This is a genomic window from Leifsonia sp. Root4 (assembly GCF_001425085.1).
Taxonomy (GTDB): domain Bacteria; phylum Actinomycetota; class Actinomycetes; order Actinomycetales; family Microbacteriaceae; genus Microterricola.
In genome coordinates this window covers 989,904-1,008,074 of record NZ_LMDN01000001.1, presented here as the reverse complement: position 1 = coordinate 1,008,074, position 18,171 = coordinate 989,904, and the positions used below count along the sequence as shown (strand labels likewise).

Here is an 18,171-nt window from a genome sequence, read left to right as displayed (position 1 = left end):
CCTTTTGTCACGCGCAGGGTGCGCTGTCGGGGATTTCGTGTGTCGCGATCTTCCAGAGCCCGTCGATGTACTGGGCTCCGTAGGTGTGCAGGACCGGGCCGCCGGGGTTGTACATGCGGTCCTTGAGCGAGTTGCCGTTCTCGTCGACGACGTCGATGTCTGAGGCATCGATGCACACGTCGAGGATGACGGTGGGCGGGGTGGCGGTCAGGTCGATGTCGCGCGTCGTGACGCTGGTGATCGTGGCTTCACCGATCTGCTTGAAGCCGAGTTGTTCACGTTCCTCAGCCATCGCCTGCAGCTCGCCCTGGACGAATCCAGTGGCGAACAGCTCGATGCCTTCGGTGTCGCCGTCTGCCCGCTGGGCGATCTCGGCGCTGGCCTCGATGACGGCCGTGATCGCCACATCGGCAGCCTCCGCGGACTCGGCCTCATCACCAAGAGGTTGCGGCTCGGTGGGCGGAAGCGCCAACGGTGTCACCGGGGCGGTGGGGTCATCCTCCTCATCGCCGGAGTCGATGGGCGGCGCTGCGGTCTCCGCAACGCTCGTCGGGGACGATGCCGGTGATGTGCCGAACCAGCCGAAGGCGGCACCGAGGCCCAGCGTCGTTGCAACGACGACCGCCAATCCCGTCGCCGCGAGCAGTATCACACCGGAGTGCGCACGGCGTCCTGCCCGCTCGGTGTTCTTTCCGTCTCCGGGCGCTGGCGGCTCCCAGTCGTCAGGGCCGGTGCCCCAGGACTCTGAATCGTCGTGACTCATCGTGTCGCCGCCTCTCTGCTGTGGTGCTGGGCTGTGGTGAACTGGTCGAGCCGGGCGCGCTCACGATCCGTGTCCATCACGACTCCACCGTGGCGAAGGGCAGATAGCCGAACGATTTCAGCAAGGCAGTCTGCTTCGCCGTCTCCAGGTCGGCGGCCACCATCTCTGCACAGAGTTCGCGGGCACCCACAGAGGGCATCCAGCCGAGCTCCGCCCTGGCGGCCGAGGAATCACCGAGCAGCGTCTCGACCTCTGCCGGGCGGAAGTAGCGCGGGTCGATCCGCACAATGACGTCGCCGGGTACGACCCCGGGGGCGGTGTCGCCGTCCACGGTGTCGACGATCCCGACTTCGTTGAGCCGCGTGCCCTCGAAATGCAGGCCGATGCCGGCATCCGCCGCCGCCCACCGAATGAACTCGCGCACCGAGTGCTGCTCGCCGGTGGCAATGACGAAGTCCTTCGGAACGTCGCCCTGCAACATCATCCACTGCAGACGCACGTAGTCACGGGCGTGGCCCCAGTCGCGCAGCGAGTCGATGTTACCGATGTAGAGACATGATTCGAGACCGTGCGCGATGTTCGCCATGGCCCTGGTCACCTTGCGGGTGACGAAGGTCTCTCCACGCCGCGGCGACTCGTGATTGAAGAGGACCCCGTTGCAGGCGTACATGCCATAGGACTCGCGGTAGTTCACGGTGATCCAGTACGCAAAGAGCTTGGCGACGGCATAGGGGGAGCGTGGGTAGAACGGCGTCGTCTCGCGCTGCGGAATCTCCTGAACCTGGCCGAACAGCTCCGACGTCGACGCCTGATAGAACCGGACGCGGTCGGTCATGCCGAGCAGGCGGATCGCCTCCAGAATGCGGAGTGTTCCGAGGGCATCGACGTCGGCGGTGTACTCCGGCGTCTCAAAGCTCACCGCCACGTGGGATTGTGCGCCCAGGTTGTAGATCTCATCCGGCTGTGCCTCCTGGATGATCCGGGTGAGGCTTGAGCCGTCGGTGAGATCGCCGTAGTGCAGGTGCAGGCGGCGGTGCTGCTCGTGCGGGTCTTGAAAGATGTGATCGATCCGCTGCGTGTTGAACTGAGACGAGCGGCGCTTGATGCCGTGCACCTCGTAGCCCTTCTCGAGCAACAGCTCGGCAAGGTACGAGCCGTCCTGGCCGGTGATGCCGGTGATCAGCGCGCGACGGGTCATGAGCGCACCCCCGCGGCATCCGCACGCGCCAGCTGCGCAGGCTGGCCGGTGGTCAGCGTGTCCAGTGCCCGGCGCAGTCTCGTGCTGGACGTGGTCATTGTGTAGGGGAAGTAGACGACTTCAACCCCGACATCCGCAAAGGCGAGTTCGAGAGCGTAGCCCCGCTCCGTGCCCTTCCAATCATCACCCTTGAAGTAGATGTCGAATCCGACCTTCTGCCACGTCTCCAGCTTGTCCAGCGCCGTTTCGGTGACCGCCTCGTCGACGAAGGAGATGTGACGCACGATCTCGAGCCGTTCCGTGAGCGGTACGACGGCGGCGGCCCCCTTGGTGCGCAGCAACACCTCGTCGGAGACGACGCCGGCGATCAGGTAGTCGCAGCGGCTCCTCGCGTGCCGGAGGATGTTCAGGTGGCCGACGTGGAACAAGTCGAATGCCCCTCCCGCGTAGCCAACGCGGTGCTGGATCCGACCGCTCGCTTCTGGAATGTCCATCAGTACGCCCCCTTCGACGTGATGATCGTTTTGAATGTGCGCCAGATGATCATGAGATCGCCGGTGAGCGACCAGTTCTCGACGTAGTAGAGGTCGAGCCTGACGCTCTCCTCCCAGCTGAGATCGGAGCGACCGCTGATCTGCCACAGGCCGGTGATGCCCGGCTTGATGAACAGGCGACGGTGCACGCTGCCCTCGTAGCTCTGCACCTCGCTGCTGAGCGGAGGGCGTGGGCCGACGATGCTCATATCGCCGATCAGCGCGTTCCAGATCTGTGGGAGCTCGTCGAGAGAGAACTTGCGCAGGCCGCGTCCGATGCGTGTCACGCGGGGGTCGTTGCGCATCTTGAACAAGACACCCGAGCCCTCGTTCTTGTCGAGCAGGCCGGCCAGATCGTCCTCGGCCGTCTGCACCATGGAGCGGAACTTGAGCATCTGGAAGGTGCGTCCGTTGCGACCGCAGCGTTCCTGCCTGAACAGGATCGGACCCCGGCTGTCCAGCTTGATGAGAAGGCCGATCACGAGCATCAACGGGAACAACACGACCAGGGACACCGCCGCAAGCGTGACGTCGAGTGTGCGCTTGAGGATGTGCTTGCCGCCCTCGAAACTGGGAATCTCGACGTGGATCAGCGGGAGGCCCTCGACAGGCCGGAAGTGAATGCGGGGGCCTGCGACATCCGTCAGCCGGGAGGAGAGGACGAGCTCGGCGGCGGTTCCTTCCAGGTCCCACCCGAGCGTGCGGATGAATTGGCTGCCGCCGTCGGGTTGACCGGCGACGATGACGGTGTCGGCAGAAACGGACTCGGCCGCCTCGGCGATGCCCTCAAGGTCCGACACCACAGGAACGTGCTGCGCTCCGACTGTGAGCCCCTGCCCGTCATCGTCTTCGAGCGAGACACCGACGACGTGATAGGCCGCGCCGGACTTCGACTCGATCTGCGCGATGACGTAGGCGACGTCTTCCCGCTTGCCGACGACGATCGCCCTGGCGAGGTAGTGGCCGAACAAGCGCTGGTGCAGCAGCCACTTGCGCCACAGCCAGCGGTCGAGCAGGAGGCTGATGACGCCGATCGGCAGAGCGGCGATGAAGTAGCCGCGGGCCACATCGATCTGCAGCACCAGGAATGTGATGGCGAGAAGCCCGAAGGCGAGGGCGCTCGCGTTCACGACCCGCTTGTACTCGGTCACGCCGACGCCGACGATGTGCGAGTCGCGGGTGTGGAAGGCGGCGAGGGTCAGCAACCAGGCGAACACGACGAGGCCGGCGACGAGTGCATACTCTGCGGCCAGCGACGGCGGGTGCTTGAGTGAGGTGCTCGATGCGAAGCCGATGAGTCCGACCACGCTGACGATGCCGAGGATGATGCCGACATCCGTCAGCCGGAGCCGGTCGCGGTAGAGCCGAGCCCAGCGAAGCCCGGATGCCGGGAAGTCGACGGTCGGCGCCGTGGGGAGCTCCGTCGGCACTCCGACGAGCTCAAGGCGACGGCGTCCTGATGTGGCGTCTCTGCGCGCCCGGGGGCGGGGCTCGCTCATCGCCTGGCCCCGTTTCGGCGCGGGGAGGGTCGGTGGGCGAACAGCGAAGACTGTGGGTTCGGGTCGAGGCTGTCTTGTGTTGTGGGTCGACGGAACGGTCGACGAATTATCAGTGCGATCACGAAAATCCCTGCATTTCGGGTTTACAGGTACTGCGTCGGGTTGATGCAAGATCGACCGTGCGTGGGTTGCTAGGACAACCCGGCCATCAAAGATGATGGCTGCTCAGCTCTTCTCGTGGATGACCTTACGCCTCGATTGGGGGGTGGCGATACCCCAGAATGGGGGGTGCGTTCCGTCGGAAAAGCGCTCGCGGATGCTGTAATGGGCCGGAATGGCGGGGATGTGGGCGGGGAGGAGCCGGCGCACATTCGGCTCACATTCGACGTCAAGGAGACGTGAAGCGGGCATGAAGCTGGACACGGGGCGCTCCGCCCTGCGCGTCCAGGCACACAAAAACGGCCCCGCCGAAGCGGGGCCGTTCAGTAACCCAGAGGGTTCAGCGCACGCCAACAGGTGGCGGCGCGGTACTCAGACTAGAGCGGGCGGATGTTCTCAGCCTGCAGGCCCTTGGGGCCACGGGCGGTCTCGAACTCGACCTTCTGGTTCTCGTCGAGGCTGCGGTAGCCATCGCTCGCGATAGCGGAGAAGTGCGCGAACACGTCGGCGCTTCCGTCGTCGGGGGTGATGAAGCCGAAGCCCTTTTCAGCGTTGAACCACTTAACGGTGCCGGTTGCCATTTTGTCTCTCATTCATGAGGTAATCGATCGGATCCGACCTTCGAATCCGAGCGTCGCGTGTCTTGATTCGCCCTCAGAAAAGCGCCCATGAACCGGTCGGTTCGTGGTTGCTTGAAATACAATGCGCAACACAACAACTTGAGCGTCAACACTAGCTCATGAACCCGTGATATTGGTGAATTTTTTGTGAACGTTACGCCGGATCGTTATACAAGCGCCATAAAACGCTCCGACTTCTGGGTGATTTCGCGCTCGACACCACGGGCACCGCGCACACTCGGCGACGATCAGATGCCGTCGATCACCGAGACGAGCAAGTCCAACTCGCTTTCGATCGGGTAGTGATGGTTGCCGACGAAGAGGCCGTCATCGTGGATCTTGTCGGCTGCGCTGAGGTCATCCGGGACATGGGCGTTCAGGTGCTTCATGACGGGATTCCGTGTGAAGTTGCCGCCGACGATGGGCCGCGATTCGATGCCAGCGGCCGACAGCGCGCGCACTACTTCCGCGCGACGGCCGGCGAGTACCCCGTCGAGCAGGAGCGAGAAGCCGAACCAACTGCTCTGGCCGTTCTCGCGCTGGATCCGAACCTTGTCGTTGCCTGCAAAGCGGTCGACGAACAGCGCCGCATTCTGTCGGCGCCCTGCAATGAGGCCGGGGAGCTTCTGCAACTGCGCGCGGCCGAGCGCGCCCGACATCTCGACGGGGCGAACGTTGTAGCCGGGCAGAACGAAGCGGAAGAGGTCGTCGAACGGTTCGCCGGATTTCGGGTGTACCAGGTTCTCGTCGGGAAGTTCTCTCGTCCAGCCGTGCGCCCTGAGCGAGACGGCCGCCTGGTAGGTGAATTCGTCGTCGGTCGTGACGAGTCCGCCCTCCATCGTCGAAATGTGGTGGGAGAAGAATGAACTGTAGGTTCCGGACAGGCCGAATGTGCCGGCGTGACGACCGTCAAGTGTGGCACCGAGTGACTCGCAGTTGTCCTCCATCAGGATCAGGCCGTGCTCGTCTGCCAGAGCGCGGAGCCCAATGAGGTCTGCGGGATTGCCGAGCAAGTTCACGACCAAGATCACTTTGGTCGCGGGGGTGATTGCCGCAGAGACGGCCTCGACGCTCATGTTGAGTGTGTCGAGATCGACGTCGACGAAACGCAGGCGCAGACCCAGCTGCTGCACCGGGTAGTAGGTGGTCGCCCACGAGACAGCCGGAACGATGACCTCGTCGCCCGGATTCACGTTGAGCTCCGGATTGTAAACCGCTGCGGCGAGGGCGATGAGGTTGGCGCTGCTGCCAGAGTTGACCATGACCGCGTGGCGCGTGCCCATGGCTGCGGCGAATTCCTCTTCGAAAGCGCGAACCTCGGGGCCCATCGTGAAGCGGCCCCCTTCGATCACGTTCTGGAGGGCTGCGTACTCTGCGGCATCCCAGGAAGAGGTGGCGAGAGGGAACTGAATAGTGGTCATTCTGCTGTGACACCGTTCTTTCAGCGTTCGAGTGAGTCCAGGTAGCCCGCATAGGATTGCCGCATTCCGTCGACAAGACTCGTGTTGGCCCGCCAACCGAAGTCCATTGCCAGGGACGAGTCCATGAGCTTCTGGTGCATGCCTGCCGGCTTTGTGGGATCTGTCACCAGCTCGCAGTCGTAACCGACCGTGGCGAGGGCAGCCTCGTAGTAGTCGCGCACGCTGTGATCCTCACCTTTTCCCACATTCATCACGCTTGGCCACTCGGAGATGCTGTCCAGGTGTTCCACCAGCCAGTGAGCGAGGTCTCCGACGTACGTGAACTCCCGACGGGCGAGGCCGTCTCCCCAGACGTCGATCGACGAGGCGGACTGGGTCTTCGCTGCGTGAGCTTTCGCAATCGCCGCAGCGACCAGGTGGCCGCGGTCGAGGGAATAGTCATCGTTCGGCCCGTACAGGTTCGAGGGGATCAGCACCCGGTAGTCCAGCCCGAACTGGCGAGCGACGTAGTTGCAGTAGCGTGCGGCGGCGATCTTCGAGAGGGCGTACCCCTCATTCGTCGGCTCCAGCGGGGCGGCGAGCACGTCGGTCTCGACCAGCGGCTGCCTGTAATCCTTCGGGTACATGCAGGAACTGCCGAAGTAGATGAACTTTCCGACGGAGCTCTCCATCGCAGAGGACAGCACGTTCGAGTCGAGTCGCAGGTTGTCCATGAGGAACCCGGTCGGGTCTGCAACGTTGGCTGCGATTCCGCCGACGCGAGCCGCTGCGTGAATCACAAGGTCCGGCTTGATCGAGTGCATCATCTCGTGCACTGCAACGAGATCGAGTAGATCGGCGTCCGCGCGGGTGACCGGGATGAGCTCATCCTGGCGGCCCTGATCGCGCCACGCATCCGCGATTGATCGTGCCAGCATGCCATTGCCGCCGGTGAGAAGGACGCGCATACGGTATCTCCCTAGGCGATAGGGGTGTTTATCGAGGCACGCTCAATCGAGCCGCCGCCCGACAGGAGTCTAGTTGATGGACTGCCGAATCGAGCCCGGCCTATCGGCAAGAATATGGGGACGGACTCCGGATCCAGCCGCACCCGCACCGGGGAGCAGGGGCATCGTCATGCTCTGGCGCCCCTGGCCGTGACAAGGGAAACAAAAAACCCCTACTTCCTCGCGGGAGTAGGGGTTTGTTTGTGGCTCCGACCGGCGTCGATCCGGTGACCTTTCGATTTTCAGTCGAACGCTCTACCAACTGAGCTACAGAGCCCGGAGCATTCGGAAATGCTGCCGAGAAGGAGAAAGCCCCAACTTTCGAAGGGGCTTGTCGCCTAAGCGACCCTGACGGGACTTGAACCCGCGACCTCCGCCGTGACAGGGCGGCACGCTAACCAACTGCGCTACAGGGCCTCGTAATGAAGCGTTTTGTGCTTGCGCACTGTTCAATTGTACATACTTTGTTGCTATTCAATTGTGTGACCCCAACGGGATTCGAACCCGTGCTGCCGCCGTGAAAGGGCGGTGTCCTAGGCCACTAAACGATGGGGCCGGATTGTCTTGAACTGCAGGACAACCGAGGCATAAGCATACGTACATTCTCAGTGATTGCCAAAACGGCTGCGCCCGGGCGTGTCCCCTGTTCGCGTCAAATCCCGCCACGGCCCGGAATGGCGCGGAGAATGCCGCTCTCGCGGGTTAGTCTCACCGATGTCGTGCGACGGCTGCGCCTGGGCGCAACCGCAAGCGGTTGAGGAAGCGGCGGAAGCGCGTCTGAGCGCTCTCGTGGCCGAATTGTTACTGTTGGCAGTGTTGTCATCGTTACAAATGTGACAGATGTTACTTTTCGAGGGTTTTCGGGATCCTCGAACTGGGGAGATATGAAGCGCACTAGACAGGCACAAGGACGCGGCCTCGCCGCGTTGTGGGAGATTGTCGCTCGCCATCGAATTCGGTCGAGCATCGGCGCAGGACTGGTGACCGCGCTCACCGTGACGCTTGCCCTCGGCGGTCCGGCCGCGGCCGCGGGATTCCCCAGCTGGGATGACGTCCAGGCCGCAAAGGCCAATTCGGCATCGGCTGCGGCCGCCGTGGACAACATCCGGGCGCTCATCGTCGAACTCGACGTGGCCGCACAGGCCGCCCAGGCGGAATCCGACAAGCGCAGCACGGAACTGCTCATCGCCCAGGACAAGTTCGACGAGGCCTCCGAGCGCGCGGCGGCGCTGCAAGCACAGGCCGACGCAAGCAAGGCGACCGCGGATGTCGCAACCAAGCAGGCCGGCCAGCTGGCCGCGCAGCTCTACCGCTCCGGCGGGGGAGACCTCAGCGTCAACCTCTTCCTCGACGGCAAGGCCGACGCCGCCGTCGACGAGGCCGACGGCCTGCTCTCGCGTCTCGGCAGCATGAGCAAGATGGTGGAGCGCAGCACGGACATCTACGCGAGCGCTCAGGCATCGACCAACACAGCATCGGCGCTCGGCGCTCAGGCGGAGATCGCCACGGCGGAGCGAGAGAAGCTCCGTGTCGCGGCGCAGGACGCCCTGGCGGCGGCCGTCGCCGCCCAGCAGGCCGCCGACGCCGCGCTGCAGGAATCGCAGGACCGCAGCGTCGTGCTCGACGCTCAGCTCGCGTTCATGCTCGACGAGCAGGCGAAGACGACAGCCGCATACCAGGAGGGCGAACGCCAGCGCATCGCCGCCGAGGCTGCGGCTGCTGCGGCAGCCGCTGCGGCTGCGGCGGCCGAAGCCGCGGCAGGCGGCGGCGGAGGTGGCGGTGGCGGCGGTGGCCCTGGAGCCGGCCTCGGCGGCGGGTACATCAGCAACGGCTGGGCGGTTCCGGCATCCGGTCGGATCACCGACAGCTACGGACCCCGCCCGGTGATCTGCGGTGGGGGAGGGTGCAGCAGCAGCTTCCACCGTGGCACCGACATCGGCACCGGTTGCTACTCCCCGATCTACGCGGCCGCGTCTGGCACCGTGATCTACTCTGGCTGGAATGGCACGTACGGCAACTGGATCCAGATCGACCACGGCAACGGCGTGAGCACCGGCTACGCACACATTCGCGATGGTGGCCGGTTCGTCGGCGTCGGAGACTGGGTGGACGTCGGGCAGAACATCGCCAGCTCGGGTACGACGGGTGCGTCGACCGGCTGCCACCTGCACTTCGAGGTGTACATCAACGGCGGTCGCATCGACGCCGCTCCATTCATGGCAGATCGTGGGGTTCCCCTTGGCTGATCCACGCACACGACCGCTCTCACGCGTCAAGCCGGTCACGGTCTTCTCGGCCGTGACGATCGGTGCTCTGGCGGCAACCGGCGGACTGGTCGGCCCCGTTGTCGCCGCGCCCGACTATCCCTCGTGGGACGACGTGCAGAACGCGAAGAAGAACGAGGCGACGAAGAAGGCCGAGATCGACAAGATCACCGGCTTCCTCGACGGCCTGCGCGCGAAGGCGGATGCCGCGATGAAGCAGTCGCTGATCGCCTCAGAGGCCTGGCGGGTGAATCAGGAAGATCTCGCCTCCGCCACGGAGCGCGAGGCGAAGCTCAAGGATCAGCAGGCTGCCGCAGCGAAGAAGGCGGAGACCTCCAAGATGCGCGCGGGTCTGCTCGCCTCGCACCTGGCGCGCTCCGGCGGCCAGGACATGTCGATCAACCTGTTCCTCGAGGGGGACGGGGCCGATGACCTGCTGCGTCAGCTCGGGGCGGCGAGCAAGCTCAGTGAGCAGTCGCAGAAGATCTACAGCGAGGCGATTCAGGACAGCAACACCGTCGCCGCCCTCGCCGAGCAGGCTCGAACGGCAACGGCCGAGCGGGAGCGTCTGGCCGCTGAGGCCCAGACCAAGCTCGACGCCGCCAACGCGCTCGCGCAGGTGGCGGTTGACGCCTACGACACGGAGCAACGCAAATCGGATGAGCTCTACGCACAGCTCGCGGTTCTGCGCGACAGCACCGCGCAGCTTGAGCGCGAACGCGTCGAGGGTGAGCGCGCGGCCGAAGAAGCGAAGAATCCGCCGCCCGTGGTGCAGCCGCCGGCCGGGGGCAATGGTGGGAACGGCGGGTCGACGCCAACGCCCAAGCCGAGCAACCCCGCCGTGAATCCCCCCGTGAATCCACCGGTCACGCCTCCCGTGACGCCGCCCGTCACACCGCCCGTGACGCCGCCGGTCACGCCGCCTGTGACTCCGCCGGTCACGCCTCCCGTGACGCCCCCCGTGACTCCTCCGGTCAACAACAGCGCCGCGGAGCAGGCCATCTCCTTCGCGCTCGCCCAACTGGGCGACCGCTACGTGCTCGGCGGTGCCGGCCCGGACGTGTGGGACTGCTCCGGCCTGACCCGCGGAGCCTATGGCAGCGCCGGTGTCTGGATCGGCACCCACTCCGCGACCAACCAGTACAACACCATGGCCGCGCAGGGTCGCCTCGTGCCGTTCAGCGAACGCCAGCGCGGCGACCTGATCTTCTGGGGTGGCGGTGGGGATTACTACCACGTCGCGATCTACCTCGGAAACGGCCGCATCGTCGAGGCTCCGAACGAGACCAGGCCGGTGCGCGAGTACTTCATCTGGGGCATGGGCGACGTCGCGTCATACGTCGGCCGCCCGGGCTAGACAGTCGGCTTAACGCGAGAAGGGGCACGCCATGCGGCGTGCCCCTTCTTCGTGCGGTTTGTCAGTGGCCGGGGAAGGCGACGATTCCGGCCTCGATGATCGCGGTGGCCTCGGCGGCGTCGCCCCAGCCCTCGGTCTTGACCCACTTGCCGGGCTCGAGGTCCTTGTAGTGCTCGAAGAAGTGCTCGATCTCCTTGCGCTGGAACTCGGGGATGTCGGTGACGTCCTGGATGTGGTTCCAACGGGGGTCGCCGGCCGGGACCGCGATGACCTTGGCGTCGCTGCCGCCGTCATCGGTCATGTTGAACACGCCGACGGGGCGCACCTTCACGCCGACGCCGGGGAAGAGCGGGTAGTCGAGCAGCACGAGCACGTCGACGGGGTCGCCGTCGAGGCCGAGGGTGTTCTCGAAGTAGCCGTAGTCGGTGGGGTACACGAAGGTCGTGTAGAGCACGCGGTCGAGGAACACGCGACCGGTCTCGTGGTCAACTTCGTACTTGTTGCGGCTTCCCTTGGGAATCTCAATGACGGCGAGGTAATCGGCCATGGCGGGGTCTCCTTGTATCCATGAAGAATGAGCGGATGCTGCGCAAACCCCGAGAGGGGAAAGTCCGGAATAAGGTTACTTGATGGATTCTGCACGCCGCCCCCGCCTGACTCCGGCCATCGCCGATGTGCGCCGCGCGGTGCGCGGGGTGCTCGAAACGCTGGACGAGGCCGCATCCCCGCTTGTGCTCGTTGGGCTGAGCGGTGGTGCCGACTCCCTCGCCATGGCCGCCGCGACGGCGTTCGAAGCGCCGCGTGCGGGGGCTCGAGCCGGCGCGGTGATTGTCGACCACGGACTGCAAGCGGGCTCGGATGCCGTGGCGGAGCGCGCGGCGGAGCAGGCGCGCGGTCTCGGCCTCGATCCGGTGCTCGTGATGCGCGTGGATGTTGACGGTGGCGCGGGCGGGCCGGAGGCCGCAGCGCGGGCGGCACGCTACGACGCCTTCGAGCGTGCGCTCGGTGAGACCGGAGCCGTCGGCATCCTGCTGGCTCACACCCTTGACGATCAGGCCGAGACCGTGCTGCTCGGCCTCGCCCGCGGTTCTGGGCCGACGAGCATGCACGGCATGGCCCCGAGGAGCGGTCGCTACCTGCGGCCGCTGCTCGGCATCCGCCGCGGCGACACCGTGCAGTTCTGCGCCGATTCCGGGATCGAGCCGTGGCACGACCCGCACAACGCCGACCCCGCGTACGCCAGGGTGCGGGTGCGGCAGAGCGTGCTTCCCGTGCTCGAGACCGAGCTCGGCCCCGGCGTCGCTGAGGCGCTCGCCCGCACGGCCGAGCAGTTACGCGAGGACTCGGCTGCGCTCGACGAGATGGTGCTCGAGTTCATCGAGGAGATCTGTGAGCCGGCCGAGGCCGGCATCGCGGTCTCCGTTGCCGCCCTCGCCGCGAACCCGGCCGCGCTTCGGCAGCGCGTCATCCGCTTCGTCGTGCAGAGCGAGTTCGGGGTGAGCCTGGACCGCGCGCACACGTTGTCGGTGGCGCGCCTGGTCACCGACTGGCACGGGCAGAAGGCGCTCAACCTCCCAGGCATTAGAGTTGAGAGGAACGCCGGGCTCCTCGTCTTCACGGCCGCGTAGCCTCGTCCCCCACCCCGCACGACAGCTCAGCAGCAGGGCATCAGCGCAGCCGATGCCGGAACGGATCAACGTCCATGGATTCCCACCACTTCGCAGGCGACCTCGACGAGATTCTGCTGACGGAAGAGCAGATCCACACGCGCCTGGCCGAACTGGCCCGCCAGATCGAGGCCGACTACGCGGGAGAGAACGTGCTCCTGGTCGGGGTGCTCAAGGGCGCCGTCATGGTGATGGCCGACCTCGCACGCGAGCTCGACATGCAGGTGACGATGGACTGGATGGCGGTCTCCTCCTACGGCTCCGGCACCGCGTCCAGCGGCGTCGTGCGCATCCTCAAGGACCTCGACAGCGACCTGACCGGGCGCAAGGTGCTCATCGTCGAAGACATCATCGACTCCGGCCTCACGCTCAGCTGGCTGATCTCCAACCTCAAGTCCCGCGGACCGGAGTCAGTCGAGATCTGCGCGCTGCTGCGCAAGCCGGAGGCAGCCCGCGTCGACATCGACGTCAAGTACCTCGGCTTCGACATCCCCAACAAGTTCGTCGTCGGCTACGGCCTCGACTACGACGAGAAGTACCGCAACCTCCGCAGCGTCGGCATCCTCTCGCCCCACATCTACAGCTAGTTCGCGAGGCGTCAGCGTCGCGAAAGGCAGCAGCCTCAAGCCAGGAAACCCCGGGAACAGCCACCGCTGCTCACGGGGTTTCTGCGTTCGCGAACGCCACACGGTGAGCCTGCAGCGAACATGCGGCAATCGTGCAGCACGGTCGCGGTAGCCTTGCAGCACCATGAACGTCAAGAAGCTTCTTCGGGGTCCGCTGCTCTACATCGTGCTCGCGGTTGTTGCCGTGTGGATCGGGTCAAGCCTGATCACTATGTCTGGATTCCGCGAGGTCTCCACCCAGGAGGGCTTGCAGTTCCTCAAGGACGGCAAGGTCGCCAGTGCGAAGATCGTCGACGGCGAACAGCGCGTCGACCTCACTCTGACCAAGGCAGACCCCAAGCTGGGCGAGCAGGTGCAGTTCTACTACGTCACGCCGCGCGGCACCGAGGTCGTCGACGCCGTGACGGCCGCCGACCCCGCCGATGGCTTCGACGACGAGGTTCCGCAGCCCAACTGGCTGCTCTCGCTGCTCGGCATCCTGCTCCCCGTGCTGCTCATCGGCCTGTTCTTCTGGTGGATGCTCTCCAGCATGCAGGGCGGCGGCAACAAGGTGATGCAGTTCGGCAAGTCGAAGGCCAAGCTCGTCTCCAAGGAGAGCCCCAAGGTCACCTTCGAGGATGTCGCCGGCGCCGACGAGGCGATCGAAGAGCTCGAAGAGATCAAAGACTTCCTCAAGGACCCGGCCCGCTTCCAAGCCGTCGGAGCCCGCATTCCGAAGGGTGTGCTGCTTTACGGCCCTCCGGGAACAGGCAAGACGCTTCTCGCCCGCGCCGTCGCAGGCGAGGCAGGCGTTCCGTTCTACTCGATCTCCGGATCCGACTTCGTCGAGATGTTCGTCGGTGTCGGTGCCAGCCGCGTTCGCGACCTGTTCCAGCAGGCCAAGGAGAACGCCCCGGCCATCATCTTCGTCGATGAGATCGATGCCGTCGGCCGGCACCGCGGTGCCGGTATGGGGGGCGGCCACGACGAGCGCGAACAGACGCTCAACCAGCTGCTCGTCGAGATGGACGGCTTCGACCCCAAGGCCAACGTCATCCTCATCGCGGCGACGAACCGCCCCGACATCCTCGACCCCGCGCTGCTGCGCCCTGGCCGTTTCGACCGCCAGATCGGCGTCGACGCCCCCGACATGCTGGGCCGCAAGAAGATCCTCGAGGTGCATGGCCGCGGCAAGCCGCTCGCCCAGGGCGTCGACCTCGAGGTCGTCGCCCGCAAGACGCCCGGTTTCACCGGTGCCGACCTGGCGAACGTGCTCAACGAGGCCGCGCTGCTGACGGCGCGCTCGCACGCCCAGCTCATCGACAACCGTGCCCTCGACGAGGCCATCGACCGCGTCGTCGCCGGCCCGCAGCGCCGCACGCGCGTGATGAAGGACAAAGAGAAGATGATCACGGCGTACCACGAGGGCGGTCACGCCCTCGCTGCTGCGGCCATGAACTACACGGACCCGGTCACCAAGATCACGATCCTTCCCCGTGGACGCGCCCTCGGCTACACGATGGTGATGCCACTCGAAGACAAGTACTCGATCACGCGCAACGAGTTGCTCGACCAGCTCACCTACGCCATGGGCGGCCGCGTCGCCGAGGAGATCGTCTTCCACGACCCGACCACCGGGGCCTCGAACGACATCGAGAAGGCCACGGCCACCGCGCGCAAGATGGTGACCGAGTACGGCATGAGCACCGATGTCGGCGCCGTCAAGCTCGGCCAGTCGAGCGGCGAGATGTTCCTCGGCCGCGACATGGGCCACCAGCGTGACTACTCCGAGCGCATCGCGGAACGCGTCGACCAGGAGGTGCGTGCCCTGATCGAGCAGGCGCACGACGAGGCCTGGGCAGTGCTCAACGACAACCGCGACGTCCTCGACCGACTGGCCGCGGAGCTGCTCGAGAAGGAGACGCTCGACCACAACCAGATCGCCGAGATCTTCAAGGACGTCAGGAAGCTCCCGGAGCGCCCGCAGTGGCTCTCGAGCGACAAGCGCCCGCTCTCGACGGTGCCGCCGATCGACTACCCCGTGCTCACCTCCCCGGTGAACCCGGGCGCCACCGATGGCGGAGTGCTCTCAGAGGATGTTTCGGGTGCTGCTGCGGTCGAGGCTCCAGACCAGCACCCCCGCGCCACGAACCCGCGCCCGGCCACGGCCTAGGCGGCGCTCGTGAGCGGAGTCGACAGGGCACGCATCGAGGCAGCCGTGAGCGAGATCATCCTCGCGATCGGTGAGGACCCGGCGCGGCCGGGGCTGGCCAGGACACCGGCCCGCGTCGCCGATGCCTACGCCGAGTTCTTCAGTGGACTCAGCGAGGACCCGCTCGAGCACCTGCTCGACTCGGTGCCGATCGGGGAGGACGTCGACGGCGTCCCCCAGACCAGCGACGTCGTGCTGCTGCGCGGCATCGACTTCCGCTCGGTCTGCGAACATCACCTGCTGCCCTTCGTCGGTGTCGTGCACATCGCCTACCTCCCGAGTGATCGCATCGTGGGTCTCGGCAGGCTTCCGGCCGTCGTTGACACGCTCGCGGCCCGCCCGCAGTTGCAGGAGCGCCTCACCGAGGAGATCGCCGACGCCCTGAACGACGGCCTCGCCCCGCGTGGCGTGCTCGTCGTACTCGACGCCGTGCACCGGTGCGTCGTGGCCAGAGGATCCCGCCAGACGAACAGTTCAACGGTCACGATCGCGAGCCGCGGCGAGCTCGCCGAACCGGTGGCCCGCGCCGAGCTGATGGCGTTGATCGGCAGCGCGGCCCCCGCCGGGCGCCCGCGTGAGGGTTCGACCGCAGGCGGGCACGGTGCCTAGCCTGCCGGATGCCGGTGCCACCCCGCTCATCATGGGCATCGTCAACGTCACACCGGACTCCTTCAGCGACGGCGGGCGGTGGGCCGACCCTGTGGCGGCCCTCGCGCACGCCAGGCAACTCGTGGCATCCGGCGCCCACATTATCGACGTCGGCGGCGAATCGACCAGGCCGGGCGCCGCGCGGGTCGATCCGGCAGCGGAACAGGCTCGGGTGATCCCGGTCATCGCGGCCCTCGCGGATGCGGGCATCGCGGTGAGCGTCGACACCATGAACGCGGCGACCGCCGTCGCGGCGGCATCCGCCGGAGCGCTCATCATCAACGACGTGTCCGGCGGCCTGGCCGACCCGGCCATGGCCGACGCCGTCGCCGCGAGCGGGCTGCTCTACATCGCCATGCACTGGCGCGGCCACTCCGAGAACATGCAGGAGCTGGCCAGCTACGGCGACGTCGTTGCCGACGTCTGCGCGGAGCTCTCCGCCCGCGTTGACGCGTTGACGGCGGCCGGCGTCGCGGCGGAGAAGATCGTGCTCGACCCCGGACTCGGCTTCGCCAAGAACGCGGAGCACAACTGGGCGCTGCTCGGCCGGCTCGGCGAATTGCGCGCGCTCGGCTACCCCGTGCTGGTCGGCGCCTCGCGGAAACGCTTCCTCGGAACGCTGTTGCCGGAGGGTGCGGCCCCCGCCGAACGGGACTTGCCGACGGCCGTTGTGAGCGTGCTGTCTGCGCAAGCGGGAGCCTGGGCGGTGCGGGTGCACGACGTGGCCGGCACGCGTGTTGCCCTCGAAGTGCTCGCTTCGTGGCAAAGTGGAGAACGTGCCTGATCAGAACGCAGTCCGCAGCTCCTCCGACGGTGCTCCCCTCTCCTCCGGCGGCACCGTCGTCGACTGGAGTGCGCGGGACCACATCACGCTCACCGGGCTCCGGGTGCAGGCCAACCATGGTGTCTTCGACTTCGAACGGGCGAACGGCCAGCTCTTCGTCGTCGATGTAACGGTGTGGCTCGATTTCGCCAGAGCGGCAGCCGGCGACGAGCTCGACGCGACCATCCACTATGGCGAGCTCGCGGAGGAGGTCGCCGCCGCCGTGCAGCGCGACCCCGTCGACCTCATCGAAACCGTCGTCGAGCGGATCGCGGCAACCGTGCTCGAGCACCCGGCCGCCCAGCGCGTGCGCGTCAGCCTGCACAAGCCCGATGCGCCGATCGCGGTGCCATTCGGCGATGTCGCCGTGACGATCACGAGGGAGCGATCATGAGCGCGCAGAACGTCGAGACAACCGAGGGGCCCGCGGTGATCGCCCTCGGCGCGAACCTCGGTGACCGCCGCGCGACCCTGGCCGCCGCCGTGCGCGCCATCGCCGATCTGCCCGGCGTCGAGCTCACGGCCGTGTCGAGCTTCATCGAGACGCCCGCCCTGAAACCGCACGGCGTCGACACCGATGCGCCCGCCTACCTGAACGGCGTTGCAACGGTGCTCAGCGCGCTGCCCCCGCACGCACTCCTCGACGCGCTCAACGCGATCGAGCACGCCAATGGGCGCGTGCGCGACGAGCACTGGGGTGACCGCACCCTCGACCTCGACCTGATCACCTTTGCCGAATTGCAGCAGAGCGACGAACGGCTCACGCTGCCGCACCCGCGGGCGGCCGAGCGCGACTTCGTGCTGCGGCCGTGGTTGGAGATCCAACCGGATGCCGTGCTGCCCGGTCGCGGCCGCGTCGACGCGCTGCTCTCCGCGCTGACGGGGGAGACGCCGACTGAAGGCGCCGAGACGGGGGAGGGGCGATGAAGCGCACCTCGCCCGCGGCGCTGGCGCTGCTCGCCCTCGGCGGCGGAGTCGTCGCGTTCCTCGCCGAGCTGGCGATCGCGGCATCCGGGCTGCCCATCATCATTCCGCCGATCTCGCTCGGCTTCACGCTCGTCGCCATCGGCGTCATCGTTGTGCTGCTGGCCTGGCCCGTCCGACGCGCCGTGCGGGCAACCGTCAAGGTGCACATCGACCCATTCCGGGCGATGCGTGTCGCGGTGCTCGCGAAGGCGTCCGCGTTCTCCGGAGCGCTGTTCACCGGTGCGGGGATCGGGCTCCTGTTCTACCTGCTCAGCCGTTCCGTCGCCCCCATCACGACGTCGCTCTGGCTCGCGGTCGCAATGGCGGCGGGCGGGCTCATCCTGCTGATCGCCGGCCTGGTCGCCGAGTATTTCTGCGTGCTCCCGCCGGATGACCGCGACAACGAAGCGCCGCAGCCGCACGGTTCGCATGCCTGAGCGCGACGCACGT

At 66.4% G+C, this 18,171-nt stretch carries 18 protein-coding genes and 3 tRNA genes; 10 read left to right on the top strand and 11 right to left on the bottom strand.

Annotation, left to right across the window (positions count from 1 at the left end; genetic code table 11):
- Window positions 1-7: 7 nt before the first annotated feature.
- From ASC66_RS04660 to ASC66_RS04615, 10 genes are all read right to left on the bottom strand, one after another.
- Window positions 8-763: a hypothetical protein gene (locus tag ASC66_RS04660; RefSeq protein WP_157509646.1), complete on the bottom strand. Its 756-nt coding sequence runs from the start codon at window positions 761-763 to the stop codon at window positions 8-10.
- Window positions 764-839: 76 nt separating this feature from the next.
- Window positions 840-1,961: a GDP-mannose 4,6-dehydratase gene (gene gmd, locus ASC66_RS04655; RefSeq protein ID WP_055835247.1), complete on the bottom strand. Its 1,122-nt coding sequence runs from the start codon at window positions 1,959-1,961 to the stop codon at window positions 840-842.
- Window positions 1,958-2,455, bottom strand: coding sequence for an FAD synthase family protein (locus ASC66_RS04650; protein WP_055835244.1), 498 nt, complete (start codon window positions 2,453-2,455; stop codon window positions 1,958-1,960). Before ASC66_RS04650 ends, gmd begins: the two co-directional genes overlap by 4 nt.
- Complete coding sequence (locus ASC66_RS04645) at window positions 2,455-3,993, bottom strand: sugar transferase (protein WP_055835242.1); 1,539 nt, start codon at window positions 3,991-3,993, stop codon at window positions 2,455-2,457. Before ASC66_RS04645 ends, ASC66_RS04650 begins: the two co-directional genes overlap by 1 nt.
- 536 nt (window positions 3,994-4,529) lie before the next feature.
- Window positions 4,530-4,733: a cold-shock protein gene (locus tag ASC66_RS04640; RefSeq protein WP_055835239.1), complete on the bottom strand. Its 204-nt coding sequence runs from the start codon at window positions 4,731-4,733 to the stop codon at window positions 4,530-4,532.
- Window positions 4,734-5,020: 287 nt separating this feature from the next.
- On the bottom strand, window positions 5,021-6,193 hold the full coding sequence (locus ASC66_RS04635; protein ID WP_055835236.1) for a DegT/DnrJ/EryC1/StrS family aminotransferase: 1,173 nt from the start codon (window positions 6,191-6,193) through the stop codon (window positions 5,021-5,023).
- Window positions 6,194-6,213: 20 nt separating this feature from the next.
- A complete protein-coding gene (locus tag ASC66_RS04630) occupies window positions 6,214-7,140 on the bottom strand; it encodes an NAD-dependent epimerase/dehydratase family protein (RefSeq protein WP_055835233.1) in 927 nt (308 codons plus the stop codon).
- Between the two features lie 243 nt (window positions 7,141-7,383).
- Window positions 7,384-7,456, bottom strand: a tRNA-Phe gene (locus tag ASC66_RS04625).
- Between the two features lie 66 nt (window positions 7,457-7,522).
- Window positions 7,523-7,596, bottom strand: a tRNA-Asp gene (locus ASC66_RS04620).
- A gap of 66 nt (window positions 7,597-7,662) precedes the next feature.
- Window positions 7,663-7,735: transfer RNA gene (locus tag ASC66_RS04615), tRNA-Glu, on the bottom strand.
- Between the two features lie 328 nt (window positions 7,736-8,063).
- Between ASC66_RS04615 and ASC66_RS04610 the strand changes: the two genes are divergently transcribed.
- Entirely contained in the window at window positions 8,064-9,425 is a 1,362-nt protein-coding gene (locus tag ASC66_RS04610) for a peptidoglycan DD-metalloendopeptidase family protein (protein ID WP_082492007.1), read from the top strand.
- Window positions 9,418-10,800 carry a C40 family peptidase gene (locus ASC66_RS04605; protein ID WP_055835229.1) on the top strand — a complete coding sequence of 461 codons (1,383 nt, stop codon included), beginning with the start codon at window positions 9,418-9,420 and terminating at the stop codon, window positions 10,798-10,800. Before ASC66_RS04610 ends, ASC66_RS04605 begins: the two co-directional genes overlap by 8 nt.
- A 61-nt stretch (window positions 10,801-10,861) precedes the next feature.
- On the opposite strand, the gene ppa is transcribed toward ASC66_RS04605, so the two are convergent.
- Window positions 10,862-11,347 carry an inorganic diphosphatase gene (gene ppa / locus ASC66_RS04600; protein WP_055835226.1) on the bottom strand — a complete coding sequence of 162 codons (486 nt, stop codon included), beginning with the start codon at window positions 11,345-11,347 and terminating at the stop codon, window positions 10,862-10,864.
- An 82-nt stretch (window positions 11,348-11,429) separates the two neighbouring features.
- On the opposite strand from ppa, the gene tilS reads away from it, so the two are divergent.
- From tilS to ASC66_RS04560, 8 genes are all read left to right on the top strand, one after another.
- Complete coding sequence (gene tilS / locus ASC66_RS04595; protein ID WP_055835223.1) at window positions 11,430-12,428, top strand: tRNA lysidine(34) synthetase TilS; 999 nt, start codon at window positions 11,430-11,432, stop codon at window positions 12,426-12,428.
- A gap of 74 nt (window positions 12,429-12,502) precedes the next feature.
- The gene (hpt, locus tag ASC66_RS04590; RefSeq protein ID WP_055835220.1) at window positions 12,503-13,054 is read left to right on the top strand and encodes a hypoxanthine phosphoribosyltransferase; all 552 of its coding nucleotides are present in this window, start codon (window positions 12,503-12,505) and stop codon (window positions 13,052-13,054) included.
- A gap of 163 nt (window positions 13,055-13,217) precedes the next feature.
- Window positions 13,218-15,245 carry an ATP-dependent zinc metalloprotease FtsH gene (gene ftsH, locus ASC66_RS04585; RefSeq protein WP_055835217.1) on the top strand — a complete coding sequence of 676 codons (2,028 nt, stop codon included), beginning with the start codon at window positions 13,218-13,220 and terminating at the stop codon, window positions 15,243-15,245.
- A 9-nt stretch (window positions 15,246-15,254) separates the two neighbouring features.
- The gene (gene folE, locus ASC66_RS04580) at window positions 15,255-15,893 is read left to right on the top strand and encodes a GTP cyclohydrolase I (protein WP_055835214.1); all 639 of its coding nucleotides are present in this window, start codon (window positions 15,255-15,257) and stop codon (window positions 15,891-15,893) included.
- A 31-nt stretch (window positions 15,894-15,924) separates the two neighbouring features.
- Window positions 15,925-16,716: a dihydropteroate synthase gene (folP, locus tag ASC66_RS04575; RefSeq protein WP_055836347.1), complete on the top strand. Its 792-nt coding sequence runs from the start codon at window positions 15,925-15,927 to the stop codon at window positions 16,714-16,716.
- A complete protein-coding gene (gene folB, locus ASC66_RS04570) occupies window positions 16,709-17,149 on the top strand; it encodes a dihydroneopterin aldolase (RefSeq protein ID WP_082492075.1) in 441 nt (146 codons plus the stop codon). Before folP ends, folB begins: the two co-directional genes overlap by 8 nt.
- Window positions 17,146-17,682: a 2-amino-4-hydroxy-6-hydroxymethyldihydropteridine diphosphokinase gene (gene folK, locus ASC66_RS04565; RefSeq protein ID WP_055835210.1), complete on the top strand. Its 537-nt coding sequence runs from the start codon at window positions 17,146-17,148 to the stop codon at window positions 17,680-17,682. Before folB ends, folK begins: the two co-directional genes overlap by 4 nt.
- Complete coding sequence (locus tag ASC66_RS04560) at window positions 17,679-18,158, top strand: DUF3180 domain-containing protein (RefSeq protein WP_055835207.1); 480 nt, start codon at window positions 17,679-17,681, stop codon at window positions 18,156-18,158. Before folK ends, ASC66_RS04560 begins: the two co-directional genes overlap by 4 nt.
- The last annotated feature ends 13 nt before the right edge of the window (window positions 18,159-18,171 follow it).

Bases quoted from the DNA above. Each gene is read 5' to 3' on its own strand.
- hpt (WP_055835220.1), top strand. From the start codon at position 12,503: ATGGATTCCCACCACTTCGCAGGCGACCTCGACGAGATTCTGCTGACG.
- ASC66_RS04640 (WP_055835239.1), bottom strand. From the start codon at position 4,733: ATGGCAACCGGCACCGTTAAGTGGTTCAACGCTGAAAAGGGCTTCGGC.
- ASC66_RS04630 (WP_055835233.1), bottom strand. From the start codon at position 7,140: ATGCGCGTCCTTCTCACCGGCGGCAATGGCATGCTGGCACGATCAATC.
- ASC66_RS04610 (WP_082492007.1), top strand. From the start codon at position 8,064: ATGAAGCGCACTAGACAGGCACAAGGACGCGGCCTCGCCGCGTTGTGG.
- ASC66_RS04635 (WP_055835236.1), bottom strand. From the start codon at position 6,193: ATGACCACTATTCAGTTCCCTCTCGCCACCTCTTCCTGGGATGCCGCA.
- folP (WP_055836347.1), top strand. From the start codon at position 15,925: ATGGGCATCGTCAACGTCACACCGGACTCCTTCAGCGACGGCGGGCGG.
- ASC66_RS04645 (WP_055835242.1), bottom strand. From the start codon at position 3,993: ATGAGCGAGCCCCGCCCCCGGGCGCGCAGAGACGCCACATCAGGACGC.
- ASC66_RS04660 (WP_157509646.1), bottom strand. From the start codon at position 763: ATGAGTCACGACGATTCAGAGTCCTGGGGCACCGGCCCTGACGACTGG.
- folK (WP_055835210.1), top strand. From the start codon at position 17,146: ATGAGCGCGCAGAACGTCGAGACAACCGAGGGGCCCGCGGTGATCGCC.
- tilS (WP_055835223.1), top strand. From the start codon at position 11,430: ATGGATTCTGCACGCCGCCCCCGCCTGACTCCGGCCATCGCCGATGTG.
- gmd (WP_055835247.1), bottom strand. From the start codon at position 1,961: ATGACCCGTCGCGCGCTGATCACCGGCATCACCGGCCAGGACGGCTCG.
- ppa (WP_055835226.1), bottom strand. From the start codon at position 11,347: ATGGCCGATTACCTCGCCGTCATTGAGATTCCCAAGGGAAGCCGCAAC.
- ASC66_RS04650 (WP_055835244.1), bottom strand. From the start codon at position 2,455: ATGGACATTCCAGAAGCGAGCGGTCGGATCCAGCACCGCGTTGGCTAC.
- ftsH (WP_055835217.1), top strand. From the start codon at position 13,218: ATGAACGTCAAGAAGCTTCTTCGGGGTCCGCTGCTCTACATCGTGCTC.
- ASC66_RS04560 (WP_055835207.1), top strand. From the start codon at position 17,679: ATGAAGCGCACCTCGCCCGCGGCGCTGGCGCTGCTCGCCCTCGGCGGC.